Source organism: Paenibacillus phoenicis (assembly GCF_034718895.1).
GTDB classification, from domain to species: Bacteria; Bacillota; Bacilli; order Paenibacillales; family Paenibacillaceae; genus Fontibacillus; species Fontibacillus phoenicis.
Window position 1 is genome coordinate 3,740,295 of the sequence record NZ_JAYERP010000001.1, and the last position, 19,706, is coordinate 3,760,000.

At 51.2% G+C, this 19,706-nt stretch carries 17 protein-coding genes (1 of these 17 only partly in view); 12 read left to right on the forward strand and 5 right to left on the reverse strand.

The window, feature by feature from the left end; all coding sequences use genetic code 11:
- Positions 1-364: 364 nt before the first annotated feature.
- The 4 genes from jag to rpmH form a co-directional block, all read right to left on the reverse strand.
- Positions 365-1,102, reverse strand: coding sequence for an RNA-binding cell elongation regulator Jag/EloR (gene jag, locus U9M73_RS17795; RefSeq protein ID WP_323078363.1), 738 nt, complete (start codon positions 1,100-1,102; stop codon positions 365-367).
- On the reverse strand, positions 1,099-1,998 hold the full coding sequence (locus U9M73_RS17800) for a YidC/Oxa1 family membrane protein insertase (protein WP_036644066.1): 900 nt from the start codon (positions 1,996-1,998) through the stop codon (positions 1,099-1,101). The genes jag and U9M73_RS17800 overlap by 4 nt, the downstream gene beginning before the upstream one ends.
- A 75-nt stretch (positions 1,999-2,073) precedes the next feature.
- The gene (gene rnpA / locus U9M73_RS17805; RefSeq protein WP_009223342.1) at positions 2,074-2,424 is read right to left on the reverse strand and encodes a ribonuclease P protein component; all 351 of its coding nucleotides are present in this window, start codon (positions 2,422-2,424) and stop codon (positions 2,074-2,076) included.
- A gap of 171 nt (positions 2,425-2,595) precedes the next feature.
- Positions 2,596-2,730, reverse strand: a complete 135-nt coding sequence (rpmH, locus tag U9M73_RS17810; protein WP_009223341.1) for a 50S ribosomal protein L34 — start codon at positions 2,728-2,730, stop codon at positions 2,596-2,598.
- Positions 2,731-3,109: 379 nt separating this feature from the next.
- Between rpmH and gnd the strand changes: the two genes are divergently transcribed.
- The 10 genes from gnd to gyrB all read left to right on the forward strand — a co-directional run bounded on the left by gnd (position 3,110) and on the right by gyrB (position 14,986).
- A complete protein-coding gene (gene gnd, locus U9M73_RS17815) occupies positions 3,110-4,009 on the forward strand; it encodes a phosphogluconate dehydrogenase (NAD(+)-dependent, decarboxylating) (protein WP_009223340.1) in 900 nt (299 codons plus the stop codon).
- A 128-nt stretch (positions 4,010-4,137) separates the two neighbouring features.
- Entirely contained in the window at positions 4,138-4,809 is a 672-nt protein-coding gene (locus U9M73_RS17820) for a GntR family transcriptional regulator (protein WP_009223339.1), read from the forward strand.
- Positions 4,810-4,975: 166 nt separating this feature from the next.
- On the forward strand, positions 4,976-6,337 hold the full coding sequence (locus tag U9M73_RS17825; RefSeq protein WP_009223338.1) for a GntP family permease: 1,362 nt from the start codon (positions 4,976-4,978) through the stop codon (positions 6,335-6,337).
- A 55-nt stretch (positions 6,338-6,392) separates the two neighbouring features.
- The gene (gene gntK, locus U9M73_RS17830) at positions 6,393-7,943 is read left to right on the forward strand and encodes a gluconokinase (RefSeq protein ID WP_323078371.1); all 1,551 of its coding nucleotides are present in this window, start codon (positions 6,393-6,395) and stop codon (positions 7,941-7,943) included.
- Between the two features lie 519 nt (positions 7,944-8,462).
- Positions 8,463-9,809 (forward strand): chromosomal replication initiator protein DnaA, encoded by a 1,347-nt coding sequence (gene dnaA, locus U9M73_RS17835; protein WP_009223336.1) that lies wholly within the window; start codon positions 8,463-8,465, stop codon positions 9,807-9,809.
- 355 nt (positions 9,810-10,164) lie between these two features.
- On the forward strand, positions 10,165-11,307 hold the full coding sequence (gene dnaN, locus U9M73_RS17840) for a DNA polymerase III subunit beta (RefSeq protein ID WP_009223335.1): 1,143 nt from the start codon (positions 10,165-10,167) through the stop codon (positions 11,305-11,307).
- A gap of 72 nt (positions 11,308-11,379) precedes the next feature.
- Positions 11,380-11,604: a S4 domain-containing protein YaaA gene (gene yaaA, locus U9M73_RS17845; protein ID WP_009223334.1), complete on the forward strand. Its 225-nt coding sequence runs from the start codon at positions 11,380-11,382 to the stop codon at positions 11,602-11,604.
- A gap of 58 nt (positions 11,605-11,662) precedes the next feature.
- Positions 11,663-12,775 (forward strand): DNA replication/repair protein RecF, encoded by a 1,113-nt coding sequence (gene recF, locus U9M73_RS17850; RefSeq protein ID WP_009223333.1) that lies wholly within the window; start codon positions 11,663-11,665, stop codon positions 12,773-12,775.
- A gap of 16 nt (positions 12,776-12,791) precedes the next feature.
- A complete protein-coding gene (gene remB, locus U9M73_RS17855; protein WP_009223332.1) occupies positions 12,792-13,040 on the forward strand; it encodes an extracellular matrix regulator RemB in 249 nt (82 codons plus the stop codon).
- Between the two features lie 41 nt (positions 13,041-13,081).
- Positions 13,082-14,986, forward strand: a complete 1,905-nt coding sequence (gyrB, locus tag U9M73_RS17860; protein ID WP_036644062.1) for a DNA topoisomerase (ATP-hydrolyzing) subunit B — start codon at positions 13,082-13,084, stop codon at positions 14,984-14,986.
- Positions 14,987-15,064: 78 nt separating this feature from the next.
- On the opposite strand, the gene U9M73_RS17865 is transcribed toward gyrB, so the two are convergent.
- Entirely contained in the window at positions 15,065-15,856 is a 792-nt protein-coding gene (locus U9M73_RS17865; RefSeq protein WP_323078379.1) for a YheC/YheD family protein, read from the reverse strand.
- A 345-nt stretch (positions 15,857-16,201) separates the two neighbouring features.
- On the opposite strand from U9M73_RS17865, the gene gyrA reads away from it, so the two are divergent.
- Positions 16,202-18,724, forward strand: coding sequence for a DNA gyrase subunit A (gene gyrA, locus U9M73_RS17870; protein ID WP_323078380.1), 2,523 nt, complete (start codon positions 16,202-16,204; stop codon positions 18,722-18,724).
- Positions 18,725-19,050: 326 nt separating this feature from the next.
- Positions 19,051-19,706: the 5' portion of an HD-GYP domain-containing protein gene (locus tag U9M73_RS17875; RefSeq protein WP_323078381.1), read on the forward strand. 430 nt of this gene lie beyond the right edge of the window; only the first 656 of its 1,086 coding nucleotides appear in the window; it begins with the start codon at positions 19,051-19,053; the stop codon falls past the right edge of the window.

Below are 19,706 nucleotides of genomic sequence, written 5' to 3' on the forward strand. Positions count from 1 at the left end.
AAGCGACTCACACAGCCTCTGCCACACGGGTGAGCCGAAAGCAGTAGTCATGAGCAGCACGGTTTTCCAGGTAGCCCGGGTGCTCCCCAAGTAAGACGTACCTGAAGGGGGGAAAAGCGTTCCTTGCACCAACGTAGAACGCATCCCCGAAGGGGACAGCGAGCAGGAGCGACTCATTACCTCCAACGTTCTTCTCCTTTGCGGGAGACCAGAGGGCGGCAAGCCCTCGGGCGCCCTCCCTTACGGTAAGGGAGGGGTGGGGAGGGTTGAGTCCGGTAAGGGAGGCTCCCCTGGGGAGGGGCGAATCCAATATAAAAAAATGACGTCCCCCAGCTTACGCCGAGCAAACGTCATTGCGTCTCATTCATTTGCTGTGCTTCAGAGTAATAACGACCCTCCGGTTGGGCTCTTCACCTTTACTATAAGTTTTGACCTCCGGGTGATCCTGAAGTTTGGAATGAATCACTTTGCGCTCCTGCGGCGACATCGGCTCGAGCGTAACCTCTTTACGCGTTCGAACGACCCGTCCGGCCAATCTGACGGCAAGGTCCTCCAGCGTTTTCTTCCGGCGTTCCCGGAAGTTCTCGGCATCGAGGACGATACGAATAAAGCTGTCCGAATAACGATTAGCGATGATATTCGCCAAATATTGCAGAGCGTCGAGGGTTTGTCCTCTGCGCCCAATCATTAAACCTAAATCCTGGCCCGAAATGTTAAGCACGGTATGGTCTTTGCTATGGGAGACTTCGACTTTGACATCCAAGCCCATATTCTCCCCGACCTCCCGAATGAATGACGCCGCCTCCGCATAGGGATCCTTCTCGCCGCCCGCACTCTTCTCCTCCACCACGGAAGCAGATGAGTGAGGCACCGAAGGGGTCCTATTTGAGGAAGGTACTGATGCAGGTTCAGGTGCAGGTGTAGGTGGTTCAAGCAAAGTCAGCTCAACCTTCGCTTCCCTCACCCCAATCAGCCCCAGGAATCCTTTTGACGGCTGCTCTAACACGTTCACGGCGACTTTATCCTCGGTGGTGCCGAGCTTGGCCAATCCTTGTTTAACAGCATCTTCAATGGTTTTTCCCGACGTCACAATTTTATTCATTTCGATTTTTTGGCCTCCTTGGCACCTCTACCGGGATGACCGGCTTTTAGATTGGAGCCGCCCCGCTTCTTCCCTGAACTGGAAGAAGAACCGCTGCCTCCGCCTGCCGTAGCGGCAGCTGCGGACAAAGCTGGATCTTTCTTGCGGTAGATAAAGTAGTTTTGCGCGATCGTATACAGGTTACTGAAGATCCAGTACAACGGCAACGCAGCGGCGAAATTGTACGCCATCACAAAAATCAAAATCGGATAGACCCACATCATAAACGCCATCGGGCCTTGCATCCCTTGCGGGTTCATGCTCGACATCATCTTCGTTTGAATGAATGTCGTAATGGCAGCGATCGCCGGCAGGATGAACAATTTGTCAGGCTCCCCGAGCTGCAGCCACAAGAAGGAATGCTCCCGGATCGCCGAGTTGTAATAAATCGAGTTATACAGCGCAATGAACACCGGCATTTGAATGAGCAGCGGGAAACAACCCGCCATCGGATTCACCTTGTGTTCCTGAAAGAGCTTCATCGTCTCCTGCTGCTGCTTCTCTGGATTATCCTTATATTGCTCCCGGATTTTCTGGAGCTGCGGCTGAATGGCCTGCATCGCCTTGGAGCTCTTTACCTGCTTCAATGTGAGCGGGAGAATCAAAGTCCTCACGATCAGCACCATAATCAAAATCGCGATGCCATAAGCCCCGTTAAACCATTCTGCAAACGTATCCAACGCGAGCGAGAAATAGTAAACCACATTGGAGGTCCACCATGATCCGTTTGTCCTCATATCAGCCGTCGTGGTTGCCTGATGTGCATTCTGAGGCGCACAGCCTGCGAGAACCGCAACCATCACGGCCGCCAGAAGGAGAAGAAGCCATATTCTTCGGTTAGTCATCAATCGCGACACTTCAAAACCCCTCTCTTAACCTATCCATTCACCGTAAATCATAACATATTTGAAGAGACAAAGAAACAAGCCTGCCTAACGCCCGGAATCCCGCAGCAGCGAAGCTTTCCGCAGCACATGGAGCACGCTTTTTTCGAGGTCCTTATATTCCATTCCGACGGCCCCGTTCCGCACGATCAAGATCAGGTCGACATGGTCGCGAATCTCCGCTTCATGCAGCCGGACGATCTCCTTCAACATCCGCCGCATCCGGTTGCGAACGACGGCATTTCCGATTTTTTTACTGGCCGAAACCCCCAGCCGAAAACGTTCAATCTCCGGTTTATTCGACCAGTACACCACCAGTTGGCGATTCGCAAAGGATTTGCCAAACCGGTAGATCCGGTTAAAATCGGCGCGGTTTCTCAAACGAAGTTGTTTATGCACGAGCTATCTCCTTGATTCAAACTTCTACTAAGAGGTGGTTAAAAAATCAGCTGCGGCTCTACGATCACCTGATTTTCTAACAAATAGTATAGACCAAACATCGCCGCAACGATCGCACAAAGATCGAAATATAAAAAAAAAAAGACCACCGCGGTGGTCCTTACGCACGCTTTACGCACTCAGTACTTTTCTGCCTTTGAGACGACGAGCAGCGAGAACCTTGCGGCCGTTTTTCGTGCTCATTCTTTTACGGAAACCGTGAACTTTTTTACGTTTGCTCACATTCGGTTTGAAAGTTGGTTTCATCTATCGCACCCCCTTACAGGAATATCATCATTATCTTTATGTTACCCATTTTCATATCCACAGAAAATGCCTTCATACATTTAACCATACCGCCTGGGAAAAGTCAACCGAACTTCCCCCTTCCTCCATTCTCCTTTTCCGTTATACACAATCCACAGCTTCCGTTTTGGAACCTCAACGTCCCCAGTTTTCCACAGGCTTGCCCGAGAATCACTTCGTATAGAAGTTATGCACATGTGGAAAAGTAGTTTCAACTTGATCGGACATCTTTTCACCAAAGCGCTTTCATTTTTGTAGTTTACAGCCGAATCGAATCGGAGTATAGTCAAATTGTAAGTTGTATACAAGTATACAATAATGATAGCGAGGTGTTTTATAGATGAAATTAGGCATGGTTGGGCTTGGAAAAATGGGCTTCCATCTCGTTCTGAATCTGCTGGAGCATGGACATGACGTGGTCGCCTACGATATGAATTCCCAATCCGTAACAAACGCAGCGGAGAAAGGCGCGGTTCCCGCCGCCAGCCTGAAGGAGCTCGTCAAATCATTGGAAGCACCGCGGGTCGTTTGGGTCATGGTTCCGGCCGGTCCCCCGCTGCGATCGGTTGTCGATCAGCTAACCCCGTTGCTGGAAGCGGGCGACGTCCTTATCGACGGAGGAAATTCCCATTACAAAAATTCGCTGGAACTCGCTCAGCAACTGGCGGAGCATGGGATTCGCTTCCTGGATGTCGGAACTTCCGGCGGTGTGGAAGGTGCGCAGCAAGGCGGCTGCTTTATGATTGGCGGCGAGGAAGAAGCCTTCCGTCTGGTTGAGCCCATCTTCCAGGATATCGCCGTATCTGGCGGTTATCTGTATACGGGTCCGTCCGGCAGCGGCCATTTCCTCAAAATGGTCCATAACGGGATCGAGTACGGCATGATGCAAGCAATCGCCGAAGGCTTCGAGTTGCTTGACAAGAGCCAGTACAACTACGATTTCGAGCAGGTCGCCCGGGTATGGTCGAACGGTTCGGTCATCCGCAGCTGGTTGATGGAGCTGACGCAGAACGCTTTTGCCAAGGATCCGAAGCTGGAAGGCATTCGCGGCGTGATGCACTCCTCAGGTGAAGGCAAATGGACGGTAGAGACCGCGCTGGATTTGCAAGCGAACGCGCCGGTGATCGCCATGTCGCTATTTATGCGATACCGTTCACTCCAGGAGGACACTTTCCATGGCAAGGTTGTTGCAGCGCTGCGCAACGAATTTGGCGGCCACGCGGTTGAATCAGCGAAATAACTGCTGAAAAATTGCCGAAACCTAGCGCGAGTTTCCCCCATCTTTACGATTTTCATGCTATGATCGAAGTATTTAAAACTTCACGATCATTAAGCGGGATCATATCCCTTGGATAGGAGAAATATCGCATGCAATACCCTTCTTCTTGGTTAAAAGGCAGCTCGCTTGGCGAATCGATCGCAGCGGAGCTTCGCCTGCAGATCATTAACGGTACGATCAAACCGGGCACCGTTCTGTCAGAGAACCGCATTGCCGCGGATTTCGGCACGAGCCGTTCCCCGGTTCGCGAAGCGCTGAAAACGCTCTCTAGTGAAGGGCTGATCAGCCTCCAACGCATGGGGGTGGTGGTGAATGGCCTTTGCCTGAAGGACGTCGACGAATTGTACGATGTTCGTTATTTGATCGAAAGCTTCGCCTCGCAGCGGGTGGCGGAGAATCCGGAAGCGCTGCTCGCCCCGCTCGCACAAATCATCGATAAAATGGAACTGGCCGGCAAACACCGGGATATCGCGGAATTTGCCTACCAGGATCTCTGTTTTCACGAGACAATTATTGCTGGAGCTAACCATACGCGCATCATGCATCTATGGACCAGCATCCGCCATATTGTTATGACGGTGATGCTGATTACGACGCGAGAGGTGTTGTCGCAAAGCGATGACAAAATTAACTATGTTATCGGCAAGCATCGCAAGCTGCTGCAAGGCTTGGAATCGCGTGACCCCGGGATTATCGCGCGGAACGTGGAAGAGTACTTCGCCGACTCCCACCGCACGCTGCATACGAGCCTTCCTCAATAACTAACAGAAGTGGCCTATCGGCCCTTTGCACCGGATTTATTGTCGACAAGTATACAATAATCAAATTCTGTTGGTTTTGATCATAATAAGAACAATTTCCAGCATGATCATTTATGAAAGCGCTGAACTGAACACATCAAGATGACCCTAAAGAGGAGGAATCACTTTGGATACCCTGTTTGGTATGAGCCATAATGCAACGCTTCTTTTTTGGACGCTGCTCACCATCGTATTTTTAATCGTGTTGATCTCCAAATATAAATGGAACCCCTTCGTCACGCTGCTGATCTCCGCGCTGCTGCTTGGACTTCTGGCTGGAATGAAACCGCTGGACGTCGTCAGCTCCATCACAAGCGGTCTCGGCGGAACGCTGGGCACGATCGCGATCGTCATTGGTCTCGGTACGATGCTGGGGAAAATGATGGCCGAATCCGGCGGCGCGGAGCGCATTGCCACAACGCTGGTGAATCGGTTTGGCGAGAAGCGGGTGCATTGGGCGATGATGCTCGTTGGTTTTATCGTCGGTATCCCGGTATTTTTTGAAGTTGGCGTCATTCTGCTTATTCCGATTGTTTTTACAGTTGCCAAGAAAACAAAAATGTCCCTGCTCCAAATCGGTATCCCGATTTTAGCTGGTTTGTCCACTGTACACGGACTCGTCCCGCCGCACCCGGCGCCGATGATCGCTATTGACGCGTATGGAGCAAATCTGGGCAAGACTCTGTTGTATTCGATCCTGATCGGCTTGCCGGTAGCGGTCGTAGCCGGTCCTCTGTTCGGTAAATATATCGGTAAGCGGATTGTGCTGGAACCTCCGGCCGAGCTGGCGGAGCAATTTGCCGTCAAAGGGAATCGCAAGCTGCCGGGATTCGGTATCACGCTGTTTACGATTTTGCTGCCGGTCATTCTCATGCTGATTGGTTCCATTGCCGATATCCTCGATCCAGAAGCCACTCGTCCGATCACGCTGTTCTGTGAGTTTATCGGACACGAGATTATGGCGCTGCTGATCGCCGTCGTGTTCTCCTTCTTCTCGCTGGGCTACAGCCGCGGATTCAGCAAGCAGGATATCTCCAAATTCACAAGCGAATGCCTGGCGCCGATCGCCGGGATCGTGTTGATTATCGGTGCCGGCGGTGCGTTTAAGCAGGTGCTGATCAACAGCGGCGTCGGCGAAGCCATCGCGGAAATCGCCACCGGCGCGAACGTGAACCTGATTCTCTTCTCTTGGTTCGTGGCGGCCTTGATCCGTGTAGCTACCGGTTCGGCAACGGTCGCGATGACGACGGCAGCCGGCATCGTAGCTCCTGTATTGGCCATGACCCCTGGGGCCAACGTCGAATTGGCCGTGCTTGCCACCGGCGCCGGGTCGATTGTGCTTTCCCACGTTAACGATGCCGGCTTCTGGATGGTGAAGGAATTCTTTAATATGTCGGTGCCGCAAACCTTAAAGTCGTGGACCGTGATGGAAACGCTTCTGTCCGTCGTGGGATTGTTGTTGATCCTCGTGTTGAGCTTTATTTTCTAAGGTAAACCTCATTACAATGGAAATACGAAATTTTGAAGTAGAGAGAAGGTAGGTTATGGGTACCGTAACACATATGATCGGCCTCGATATCGGAACAACCAGCACGAAGGCGGTATTGTATGAACGCAACGGCCAAGTCATCGCTACGGCCAATGAGGAGTATCCGCTGTATACCCCTTCCGCTGCCGTGGCGGAGCAGGATCCGGAAGAGATTTTTGCTGCAGTGATCGCCGCGGTGGGAAAAGTGATGAAAACAGGCGGCATCGCTCCGGATCAAATCGGCTTCGTCTCCTTCAGCTCCGCAATGCACAGCGTCATCCCGCTGGATGGCGAGGGCAAACCGCTGATGCGCTGTCTCACCTGGGCGGACAACCGCAGTGCGGATTGGTCGGAGAAGCTGAAGAAGGAGCTGGGCGGACACGAGATTTACCTGCGCACCGGCACGCCAGTTCATCCGATGTCTCCGCTGACCAAGCTGCTCTGGCTGCGCCATGAGAAGGCTGACATTTTTGCACAAGTCCGCAAATTCGTCTCGATTAAGGAATATGTCTTCCTTAAGCTGTTTGGGGAGTACGTCGTCGATTATTCGATTGCGTCGGCCACCGGACTTCTGAACCTCGAACGCTTAGATTGGGATGAAGAAGCGCTGAGGATCGCCGGCATTACGCCGGAGCATCTGTCCAAGCTCGTGCCGACGACGCACGTCCTGCAAGGCCTGGCGCCAGACTACGCCAGTGCCATGGGACTCGCTCCCTCCACCCGCTTCGTCATTGGCGCCAGTGACGGCGTCTTGTCCAATCTCGGGGTCGATGCCATCGACCCCGGCGTTGTCGCCGTCACGATCGGCACCAGCGGTGCAATCCGCACCGTGGTCGACCGGCCGAGAACCGATCCCAAAGGCCGGATCTTCTGCTACGCGCTGACGGATAAGCACTGGGTGATCGGGGGGCCGGTCAACAACGGCGGTGTCATCTTCCGCTGGGTGCGGGACGAATTCGCCGCTTCCGAGGTCGAAACGGCGAAACGGCTGGGGATCAGCCCGTACGACGTGCTGACCAAAATTGGCGAGCGCGTCGCTCCCGGCGCGGACGGCCTGCTCTTCCACCCCTACCTGGCCGGTGAACGAGCGCCCCTCTGGAATCCCCACGCGCGCGGCTCCTTCTTCGGGCTGACGCTGCATCATCAGAAGGAGCACATGATTCGTGCCGTGCTGGAAGGTGTCATTTACAACCTGTACACGGTGCTCCTGGCGATGGAGGAACAGATCGGGCGCCCGCAGAAAATTCAGGCCACGGGCGGCTTCGCCCGCTCCCCGTTATGGCGGCAAATGATGGCTGATATCTTCGACCAACAAGTCGTCATTCCGGAGAGCTTTGAGAGCTCCTGCTTAGGGGCCGTGGTACTTGGTCTGTATGCTTTGGGAGAGATTGATTCCTTCGAAGTCGTCAAGGAAATGGTTGGCGGCACCCACGAACACTCGCCCATTCCGGAGCATGCGGCGATTTATAAGCAGCTGCTGCCGATCTACATCCGCATCTCGCGGAAGCTGGAGGAAGATTACGAGGCGATTGCCAAGTTCCAGCAACAACAACAATCTGAGCAGTAAGACGCTCTTACATCCATATAAAACGAATCCGACCGTCCCTATGGGGCGGTCGGATTTTTATTTTCTATATAATAAGCAAAGCTTGCTCTCTATCCCGGACGGTTGAATTATTCACAGCCGAAACTCGAAGATTGATGAGAGATCAGAATAAGTTGTGAATATTTTTTATGAGATTTTGCAGCTGTCTGTCGAATTTTAAACAATTTATAAACAATATGTAGTGGTGTGAATGAGAATTATGCACAAGTTATTGAATTTGTGGATAAAAGCCGAGAGCTCATTGAAAAACAAGCCTTCTTTTGCTATGATTATATTGTTTTCGTTGTGAATATCTCTGTTTATCCGCTGATTTATTAACAGGTTGTGGATAACATTGTGAACAATTCGAAGATAATTTATTTTATAATGATGATACTTTACTGAACATTGGGGATAAAATTCCCCTTTATTTATGTTTATTTCGACTTCTTTCTGCATGGCTTAAGCCACAATTGGAAGATTTAAAAGGAGTGACAGTCTGTGGACAGCCATACTTCGGAAATATGGCAACATATTTTATCTATTATTAATACGAAATTAAGCAAACCGAGCTTTGACACCTGGTTTAAGGCGACGAAGGTAGTCTCCTTAACCGATCAGTCGATTGTGATTTCCGCTCCGACCACGTTCGCTGTAGAATGGCTCGAAAGCCGCTACACCAAACTGGTGGCGACGACGGTTTTTGAGGTGATCGGCAAGCAGGTGGACGTCTCGTTCGTGATCGAAGAGTCGGCTCCCCCCGAGCAAGCTCAGGTTTACAAGGAACCCCCCGCTCCCGTCCCAAGCGAGGAAAGCGTTTCCCATATGCTTAACCCGAAGTATACGTTCGACACCTTCGTTATTGGCTCCGGCAACCGGTTTGCTCATGCCGCGTCGCTGGCGGTCGCCGAGGCACCGGCGCGGGCGTACAATCCGCTGTTCCTTTACGGCGGCGTGGGACTTGGCAAGACGCATCTGATGCATGCGATTGGCCATTACATTTTGGAGCACAGCCCCAGCAGTAAAGTCGTGTACATTTCCTCCGAGAAATTCACGAACGAATTCATCAATTCCATCCGGGACAACCGCGCGGAAAGCTTCCGTAACAAATACCGCAATATCGACATTTTGCTGATCGACGACATTCAATTTCTGGCCGGCAAGGAATCAACCCAGGAGGAGTTCTTCCATACGTTTAACGCGCTGCATGAAGAACGCAAGCAAATCATTATTTCCAGCGACCGTCCGCCAAAGGAGATTCCGACGCTGGAAGAACGGCTCCGCTCCCGGTTTGAATGGGGACTGATCACCGATATCCAGCCGCCGGACCTGGAGACCCGGATCGCAATTTTGCGGAAGAAAGCTAAAGCGGAAAACCTCGATATCCCAAACGAAGCGATGATGTACATCGCCAATCAGATCGATACGAACATCCGCGAGCTGGAAGGTGCACTGATCCGCGTCGTCGCCTACTCTTCCTTGATCAATCAGGACATTACGACTCATTTGGCCGCCGAAGCGCTCAAGGACATTATCCCATCCAGTCGTCCGAAGATGATCACGATTCAGGACATTCAACAGAAGGTTGGCGAGTATTACAATTTGAAGCTGGACGACTTCAAGGCGCGCAAAAGAACCAAAGCGATCGCGTTTCCGCGGCAAATCGCCATGTATTTGGCCCGGGAGCTCACCGATTTCTCGCTGCCGAAGATCGGCGATGCGTTTGGCGGAAGGGACCATACGACAGTCATCCATGCGCATGAGAAAATCACCCAGCAGCTCAAAACGGATCAGGAGCTATATAAAATCATCAACAACATAACCGAAAAAATAAAAAGTGCTACCTGAATAAGGGATAAGCCTATGCACATGATATGCACATGTGGATAGGCTTCATTTCATATTTTTTCGGTTGTTATCCACATATTCAGTGCCCCTACTACTTCTTCTAATCTATAAAGATATAAACATCTTCATAAGTAGCGGCAAGCCGCTCGCTTCAGCCAGTCGCTGCAACGCTGCGCTTGTCCAGTTCAACGAAGAAGATCATAAGGATGGCTGCATGAACCGCCTCAAAACCGTACATACCTCAAGGTTATGCTTCGGAGGCGAAGAATATGACTGTTCCCTTTCGAGGCAGTGTTCAATGTGAAGTATGCCCTTAGAAGCTTTATGCTTCATAACACTTTTAGGAGTTGAATTTATGAAAATCCGTATTTTGAAGCATGATCTCAATGAATCGATCCAACACGTATCCAAGGCGATTTCGAGCCGGACAACGATTCCGATTTTGACCGGGATCAAGCTAGATGTGAACTTTCAAGGGATGACCCTGACGGCCAGCGATACGGACATTTCGATTCAGGCCTTTATTCCGGCGGAGGATCAAGAGAAGCAAATCGTACAAGTAGAGCGTCCGGGGAGCGTTGTGCTGCCTGCGAAGTTCTTTGTCGAGATCATCAAGAAGCTGCCTTCCTCCGAAATCGAAATGGAAGTGCAGGACGGATTCCAAACCTTCATCCGTTCCGGATCCACCGATATCCAAATGGTAGGTCTGGATCCGGAGGAATTCCCTGTACTGCCTAGCATCGAAGAAAATCAGGTCATTTCGATTCCCGGCGATTTGTTGAAGAACATGATTCGGCAAACGGTATTTTCCATTTCGACGAACGAAACTTCGCCGATCTTGACCGGAGTGCTCTGGAACCTGGCAGATAACCAGTTCAAATTCGTAGCGACGGACCGCCACCGCCTGGCCAGCCGCATTGCCGGTCTGGATGACGCGGAGGGCGTACGGTTCAGCAACATCGTCATTGCCGGCAAAACGCTCAATGAGCTGAGCAAAATTATCCCGGATCAAAATACGCGCGTTGAAATCGTCGTTGCCGACAACCAGGTGTTATTCAAAATCGATCGCGTGTTGTTCTATACCCGCATTCTCGACGGAACTTATCCGGATACTTCCAAGATTATTCCGACTACGTATAAAACAGAACTCATCTTGGATACGAAGAAGTTAAGCGATTCGATCGACCGCGCTTATTTGCTGTCTCGCGAGGAGAAAACGAATATCGTCCGCCTGCAAACGATGGAAGACGGAACCATTGAAATTTCCTCTAGCTCCTCGGAGTTGGGTAAGGTTACGGAGCAGTTGGATGTGGCTCATTTTTCGGGGGATCCGCTGCGCATTTCCTTTAACTCGAAATATATGCTGGACGTTCTGAAGGTCGTGGAAAGCGAGCAGCTGCACATCGGGTTTACAGGCGCGATGAGCCCTATCATCATTAAGCCGGTGGACGACAGCCAGAGCCTTTATCTGATTCTGCCATACCGGACAACGAACTAGATCATTGGCGTCCAAAGCATGTTTCTAGCGGAAGCATTTTGGCGATACCAACAGAAAGGAAACCGATTCCTCATGAAAATAATTCCCATCTCGAGCGAATATATTAAATTAGATTCTTTCCTGAAGCTGGCGGATTGCGTGCCAACCGGAGGAATGGCCAAGGCGATCCTCCAGGAAGGTGCCGTGAAGGTGAATGGCAAACCGGAAGAGCGGCGGGGCCGGAAGCTGTATCCGGGCGATAGCGTTGAGGTGGAAGGTTGCGGCTCTTTTCAGGTGGCGGGAGAACAGGCTCCCTGAAGTGGCCTGCCTGTGGCCAAACGGCCGGGGACTGGCGGAGAATGAGGGGGCTTAGAACGTGTTTGTAAATCGTTTATCGCTGCAAAACTACCGGAATTACGGTACCCTTACGCTGGACGCCTTCGGCGCCGTGAACCTGATCATCGGACGGAATGCCCAAGGGAAAACGAACCTGCTAGAGGCGTTGTTCGTCCTTGCGCTGACAAAGTCGCACCGGACCGGCAAAGACAAGGAGCTGATCGCGTTTGGCAGCGACCATGCGCTGGTGTCCGCGGAGGTGGAGAAGAAGTACGGCCCAGTCCAACTTGAGCTTCGTTTATCGCCGCAAGGCAAGAAGGCGAAGCTCAATGGCCTGGAACAGAGGAAGCTGAGTGATTTTATCGGGGCGATGAATGTCGTGATGTTTGCTCCCGAGGATTTGGAAATTGTCAAGGGAACTCCTGGGGTACGGCGCCGGTTTCTTGACATGGAGATCGGGCAGGTACAGCCGAGCTATCTGTATCATTTGCAGCAATATCAGAAGGTGCTGATTCAGCGCAATAATCTGCTTAAACAGGCTTGGGGCGCCGGTCCCGAAATCAAGACCATGCTGGAGATTTGGAACGAACAGCTGGTCCAACACGGTGTTAAAATTATTAAAAAAAGGAAACAATTTATAAGTAAACTGCAAAAGTGGGCAGAGCAGATTCACGAGGGAATTACCGGAGGCGGTGAAACCTTGAAATTGGCTTATCTCCCCTCTTTTGGCACAGCCGAAGAAGAAGATGAAGCTGTCCTATTGCAGCAATTTATGATAAAGTTATCACAAATGAAGGATCAGGAGATTCGCCGCGGCATGACGCTGTGTGGACCACATCGCGATGATCTGTCGTTTATCATCAACGGCAATGAAGCGCAAGTCTACGGGTCCCAAGGCCAGCAGCGGACGACGGCATTATCGTTAAAACTGGCGGAAATTGAACTCATTCATGAGGAAATCGGCGAATACCCGATTCTCTTGCTGGATGACGTGTTGTCGGAGTTGGATCCGTACCGCCAAACCCAATTGATCGAAACGTTTCAGAGTAAAGTGCAGACGTTCATCACGGCTACAGGGATTGAGAGCATCAATGCAAGCCGATTACAGGACGCCAGCATTTTTCATGTTCAGGAAGGACAAGTCCAAGGTTAAGGACGGAGGGAAACGGATGTATATACATTTGGGCGGAGAAAAGGTGATCCTCTCTTCGGAATTGATTGCAATTTTCGATATCACGATCGAGAAGTCTTCAAAAATATCCAAGCAATTCCTCAGCCATGCGCTGGAGACCAAGAACGTGGTGCGCATCGGCGAGGAGGAAGCGAAGTCTATCGTCGTGACCCAAAACGAGATCTATTACTCGCCGATCTCCTCCGCTACGCTGAAGAAGAAAGCGAACGTGATTTTGACGGTTTAGCCTTGAATTTGATTCTAGAGAAGTAGGTGAAGGCATTGTCAATGAACGAACAAACATATGACGAGAGTAATATTCAGGTGCTTGAAGGCTTGGAAGCGGTGCGCAAACGCCCGGGGATGTACATTGGGTCGACCAGCGTACGCGGCCTGCATCACCTGGTATGGGAAGTCGTAGACAATAGTATCGACGAAGCGCTGGCCGGCTATGCGAATAAAATTGATGTCACGGTTCATCCTGATAACAGCGTAACGGTTGAGGATAACGGCCGGGGGATTCCGGTTGGGATGAATGAGAAGCTGCAGAAGTCGACGCTGGAAGTCGTCATGACTGTGCTTCATGCCGGGGGGAAATTCGGCGGCGGCGGATATAAAGTATCCGGGGGCTTGCATGGTGTAGGTGTCTCCGTCGTTAATGCCCTGTCGACGAAGGTGATCGTCGAGGTCAAGCGCGACGGTCATATCTATCAGCAGGAGTATCACCGTGGCACACCTCAATACGACGTACGGGTGATCGGTGACACGACTGAAACGGGGACCAAAACGACTTTTTATCCGGATCCTGAAATTTTTACAGAGACCACGGTCTTTGATTATAATACGCTGTTGACGCGGATTCGCGAACTCGCTTTCTTGAACAAAGGGATTAACATTTCGCTGACGGACGAACGGACAGGTCAAAGCGAGTCGTTCCACTACGAAGGCGGCATTATGGAGTATGTCCGCTTTCTGAATCAGAACCGCGAAGTGCTTCATGAGGAGCCGATTTACGTTGAAGGTCAGCGGGATATGATCCAGGTGGAAATCTCGCTGCAGTATAACGATGGCTATACGGAAAATATTTATTCTTTCGCAAACAACATTCATACTCACGAGGGCGGGACGCATGAGTCTGGCTTCAAGAGTGCATTGACGCGGATCATTAACGATTATGCCCGCAAGACCGGCATGATTAAGGAGAACGATTCGAACCTGACCGGGGATGATGTGCGCGAAGGGTTAACAGCGATTATTTCCGTCAAAATTCCGGAGCCTCAGTTTGAGGGTCAAACGAAAACCAAACTGGGCAACAGTGAAGTCCGCGGTATCGTGGAATCGCTCTTTGCCGAGAAGCTGCAGGAGTTCATGGACGAGAATCCGTCCGTGTCCCGGCGCATTCTGGAGAAATCGCTTCAAGCTTCGCGGGCGCGGGAAGCTGCTCGGAAAGCGCGCGAACTGACGCGGCGCAAGAGCGCACTGGAAGTCAGCGCCCTGCCGGGCAAGCTGGCGGACTGCTCTTCGAAGGACGCCTCGATCAGCGAACTGTATATCGTCGAAGGGGACTCGGCGGGCGGGTCGGCAAAGCAAGGACGGGATCGTCACTTCCAGGCGATCTTGCCGCTGCGTGGGAAGATCCTGAACGTCGAGAAAGCACGGCTTGACCGCATCCTCGGCAATGCGGAGATTCGGGCGATCATCACGGCACTTGGCACCGGAATTGGTGAAGATTTTGATATTTCGAAGGCGCGGTACCATAAAATTATCATCATGACGGATGCTGACGTCGACGGGGCGCATATCCGTACATTGCTCTTAACCTTCTTCTTCCGGTACATGCGCAAAATCATTGAAGCAGGCTATGTTTACATCGCGCAGCCGCCGCTGTTCAAAATCGAACGCAACAAAGTCGTTCGTTACGCCAACTCCGAGAAAGAACGTGATCAAATCATCGCTGAATTTGGCGAGGGCGCTAAAGTGAACGTGCAGCGGTACAAAGGTCTAGGCGAGATGAACGCCGAACAGCTCTGGGAAACCACAATGGATCCGGAGAGCCGTGTGATGCAGCAAGTCTCGATCTCTGACGCCATCCAGGCGGATGCGATCTTTGATACACTGATGGGTGATAACGTCGAACCGCGGCGCGAATTCATTCACGAGCATGCGAAATACGTTAAGAATCTCGATATCTAAGCGATATCGGGAGCCAATAGATAAGGCTGTTCTATACGATCCGGACTTGCATCCGGAAGGATGGGAACAGCCTTTTTCCTATTTCGCTTTGGCGGATTTGGCCTTCAATCGGCCGTAAGCGATAGCGTAGCGCCGGATCTTTTGGTAAACCTCTTTGGGATGAAGTATTTTGAAGGGGAAGAGAGCTGGCTTCGTATTGATTTCCAAAATCCAGATTTGGTACTGTTCGTCGATGGCGATGTCCAACCCGATTTCCTTGAGCTGCGGAAATTTCCGAGCCAGTTGGATGGCTGCCTGGACGCCGATGGATTTCATTTCCTTGTACTTCTCGGCAAACTCTTTGGGGGTCATATAGGAGCTAAGCAGGTCCTCAATGAGCATGACGCTGCCGCCGCCGTGATAGTTGGTGATGACCTTCTGCTGTGCAGCAATCCGTCCGATAAATCCAGTCGTCTCCCAGGACTTACGCGGGGTTTGCTGGACGAGGGCGCGGATATCGAACCTGCGGCGGCGGTAGGTGAGCAGACGGATGCCTTTTTGGATCAGATAAGGTTTAGACCCCATCTTGGCGACAAGTGCGTCGTGAAGCTCCTCTATCGTCGGGTACAGCTCGTATTCAATTCCGTACCTGAGCTTATACTGAAGCGGGCTGCCTGGGCTAAGGTCATCCGTCCATTTCTCAATGCTCATCACGCCGATGCCATAGGTGCCGTGATCCGGTTTGACGAAGACATAGTCGTATTCCTCCAGCATATCCCGAAGATGCTCAAAGGAATATTTTCGCGTATCCGGAATGTAGGGACGAAGGGATTCCTTCTGGTAGATCACTTTCGTTTTCTCCCACTTGCTTGCAATACGTTGGATCGTCAAATCGTTTATCCTTCCTTTCTTTCGGACCGGAACCGGCCCGTTGTCATCTATGCGATATGCGAAAAACATAGGACAGAAGAGAAAAACAATGGTATAATTATAAGATATGGGGATTTTATAAGCTTTTTCAGCGATTCAAAGAAAATGCCTATATCCGTAGTGTATGAACGTTCGATTCGATGGGAGTGGACACATCCCTAATTTTTTGCTGTCTATATGGATCGTGTTACAAGGCCGGTCACGTTTAATTGAGCTTGATTTGTGAAAGTAATATAATGAAAGTGGCGGTTTTTCGGGCTTTTTCCCATACGAAGGCACGTGGATAGATTATGAAGGAGGTCCAGCATGGCGGAAGAAAAATTCTCTCAAATCATAGATCGGGACATTAATGTGGAAATGCGCGAGTCCTTTATGGACTATGCCATGAGCATTATTGTCAGCCGTGCGTTGCCGGATGTGCGGGATGGTTTGAAGCCGGTGCATCGTCGCATTCTCTATGCGATGTCGGATTTAGGAATGCATCCGGACAAACCATTTAAGAAGTCAGCGAGAATCGTCGGTGAAGTCATCGGTAAATATCATCCTCACGGTGATTCCGCCGTTTACGAGACGATGGTGCGGATGGCGCAGGATTTCTCGATGAGATATATGCTTGTCGAAGGCCATGGCAACTTTGGTTCCGTCGACGGGGATATGGCCGCGGCGATGCGGTATACGGAAGCGCGTTTATCCAAAATCGCCATGGAAATGCTGCGTGACATCAACAAAGAAACAATTGATTTCATGCCGAACTACGACGGCGAGGAGCAGGAACCGGTCGTGCTGCCTTCCCGCTTTCCGAACCTGCTGGTCAATGGGGTGTCGGGGATCGCAGTTGGGATGGCGACGAATATCCCTCCGCATAACTTAGGGGAAGTCATTGACGGGGTTCAGGCGTTAATCAAGAATCCGGAGATCAGTTCGCTGGAATTGATGGATTATATCAAAGGCCCGGATTTTCCTACGGCTGCTTATATCTTGGGCCGTTCGGGGATCCGCCAGGCGTATACGACGGGACGCGGCTCGATTACGATGCGGGCGAAGACCACGATTGAGGAGCACAACAACAAAGCACGGATCGTCGTGGAGGAGCTTCCTTATCAGGTCAACAAGGCCCGTCTGGTTGAAAAAATCGCCGAACTGGTACGTGAGAAGAAAATTGACGGGATTACCGACTTGCGCGACGAGTCGGATCGCACCGGCATGCGCGTGGTTATCGAGCTTCGGCGGGACGTCAATCCGAACGTCGTGCTGAATAACCTGTATAAGCATACGGCGCTGCAAAGCACTTTTGGCATTAATATGCTGGCGATCGTAAACAATGAACCGAAGATTCTGACGCTGAAAGATGTCTTGAGTCATTATCTACAGCATCAGGTTGAAGTTGTTCGCCGGCGCACCGAATTTGATTTGAAGAAAGCCGAAGCCCGGGCGCATATCCTGGAAGGTTTGCGGATCGCCTTGGATCACATTGATGAAGTTATCGCTTTGATCCGGGGATCAAATTCGGATGAAGAAGCCCGTGAAGGCTTGATGACCCGTTTTGGTCTGAGCCCTGAACAAGCACAAGCGATTCTCGATATGAGACTCCGCCGGTTGACCGGATTGGAGCGCGAGAAGATCGAAGACGAATATAACGAATTGCTCCAGAAGATCGCTGAATATCGTGAGATTCTGGCCAATGAACAGCTCGTGCTGAAAATTATCGGTGAAGAGCTGCAGGAAATCCGTGAGAGATACGCGGATGAACGCCGTACGGAAATTACGATCGGTGAAGAAAGCATCCTCGACGAGGATTTGATTCCTCAAGAGGAAGTGGTCATCACGATTACGCATACCGGCTACATCAAGCGGTTGCCGGTGACAACGTACCGCAGCCAGAAGCGCGGCGGGCGCGGCGTTGTCGGGATGGACACCAAGGATAATGATTTCGTGGAGCATCTGTTCGTGACGAACTCCCATCATTATCTGATGTTCTTTACCGATCGCGGCAAGGCGTATCGCCTCAAAGCGTACGAGATTCCAGAGCTGGGACGTACGGCTCGGGGGACGCCAATTATTAACCTGATTCAGATTGAGCAGGGCGAGACGGTCAATGCGGTTATCGAGGTCGAGCGTTTTGACGATAACAAGTATTTGTTCTTTGCTACGAAGCAAGGGATCGTCAAGAAGACGCCAATCGAAGACTATATCAACATTCGCAAGGGCGGATTGATTGCCGTCAACCTGCGCGAAGACGATACGTTAATCGACGTGAAGCTGACCGATGGCAATGAAGAAGTGATCATGGGTACAGCACAAGGCATGTCGATCCGGTTCCCAGAAAGCGATGTACGCTCTATGGGCCGGGCAGCTACCGGTGTTAAAGGGATCACGCTGGATGAAGGCGACTCTGTCATCGGCATGGACGTTGTGGTTCCGGGGCAGGATGTCTTGATCGTAACCGCGAATGGTTACGGCAAGCGGACGCCGATCTCCGAATATCGCACGCAAAGCCGCGGCGGTAAGGGGATCAAAACGATCAATGTCACGGAGAAGAACGGTACGGTTGTCGGACTCAAGGTCGTTAAGGATGAAGAGGACCTGATGATCATTACCGCGAGCGGTACGCTGATCCGAACGAGCATGGAGGGGATCTCCACCATGGGCCGGAACACGCAAGGCGTGAAGCTGATCAACATCCGCGAAGACGATACCGTAGCGACGGTTTGCCGCACGGACAAGAGTGAGGAAGAAGACCAAGAGGGAGAAGCTGAGTCCTCCCAGGACCAAGGGCAAGCGGTTGAAGGCCATGGTTCGGAACCTGGGCAAGATCCTAACGAAGAATAATGATTCCCCTGTTTCGAGACCGCAGCAATAGTCGCGTGTTTGAAAATCTAACTAGGTTGGGAAGTCGTAAATGACGGCCCAACCTCGGGAGCAAGCGAGCCTTAGAAATCGAGTCTAAGGCTCGTTTTTTTTTGGAGTTAAGCACGTTTTTGGCTGTCTAGTTTCGGAGGCTCTTGTGGCGTTCTTTTCCTACGAAAAAGAAAGATTGCTTGCTATTTTAGCAGCGTACTATAATAAGATTAGTGCTCAATAGTTCTTTATACCTAGAAAATATTGGGTTTGTAGTGACTTGGAATCCTAGTCTTACCCTAAGGAGAGAATAAAGGATGGTTAGTATCTCAATCGAGGATGTCAAACCGGGAGTTAAGTTGATGAATCACGTATATAGTCCATTGGGCGGTCTTTTGCTGCAGAAGGGCAAGGTTTTGCTTCCGAGAGATTTGGATATCCTGCGCGCCTTTATGATCCGTCAGATTGAAGTGGAAGACTTTGTGGTTCCTGAGCGAAAGGCGACAGAGGTTCATGAATCTACCAAGTTAGCTTCGGCAGGAGCAGCGGGGGCGGCGATTAGTCCATTAACTTCGTTGCACCTTGAATACGACCGGATGCTGCATTTAACGAAAAGCGCGTTTCAATCCGTGTTGGCTGCAGAGCTGCCGATTTACGAGCTCCGCAATCAATTGGAGGTGCTCGTCCGCCAGTTGAAGCATTACAATGTGCTGACGTTTATGCCGCGCAATATGAACGAATACGATTATATGTACCATAACGCCATTCTCTGCTCTATCACGTCCTATTTGCTGGCGCAATGGCATGGGTTGCCCCAGAAAGACTGGATGCAGGTGGCATTTGCCGGATTGCTGCACGATATCGGAAATACGAAAATCGATCCGTTGATCCTGTATAAGCCAACGCAGTTGACTGCGGATGAAGCTGAGGAAATGCGGATGCACACGACCTATGGCTATCAGCAGCTGCGCAA

Bases quoted from the DNA above. Each gene is read 5' to 3' on its own strand.
- jag (WP_323078363.1), bottom strand. From the start codon at position 1,102: ATGAATAAAATTGTGACGTCGGGAAAAACCATTGAAGATGCTGTTAAA.
- rpmH (WP_009223341.1), bottom strand. From the start codon at position 2,730: ATGAAACCAACTTTCAAACCGAATGTGAGCAAACGTAAAAAAGTTCAC.
- gnd (WP_009223340.1), top strand. From the start codon at position 3,110: ATGAAATTAGGCATGGTTGGGCTTGGAAAAATGGGCTTCCATCTCGTT.
- U9M73_RS17820 (WP_009223339.1), top strand. From the start codon at position 4,138: ATGCAATACCCTTCTTCTTGGTTAAAAGGCAGCTCGCTTGGCGAATCG.
- gntK (WP_323078371.1), top strand. From the start codon at position 6,393: ATGGGTACCGTAACACATATGATCGGCCTCGATATCGGAACAACCAGC.
- dnaN (WP_009223335.1), top strand. From the start codon at position 10,165: ATGAAAATCCGTATTTTGAAGCATGATCTCAATGAATCGATCCAACAC.
- yaaA (WP_009223334.1), top strand. From the start codon at position 11,380: ATGAAAATAATTCCCATCTCGAGCGAATATATTAAATTAGATTCTTTC.
- remB (WP_009223332.1), top strand. From the start codon at position 12,792: ATGTATATACATTTGGGCGGAGAAAAGGTGATCCTCTCTTCGGAATTG.
- gyrB (WP_036644062.1), top strand. From the start codon at position 13,082: ATGAACGAACAAACATATGACGAGAGTAATATTCAGGTGCTTGAAGGC.
- gyrA (WP_323078380.1), top strand. From the start codon at position 16,202: ATGGCGGAAGAAAAATTCTCTCAAATCATAGATCGGGACATTAATGTG.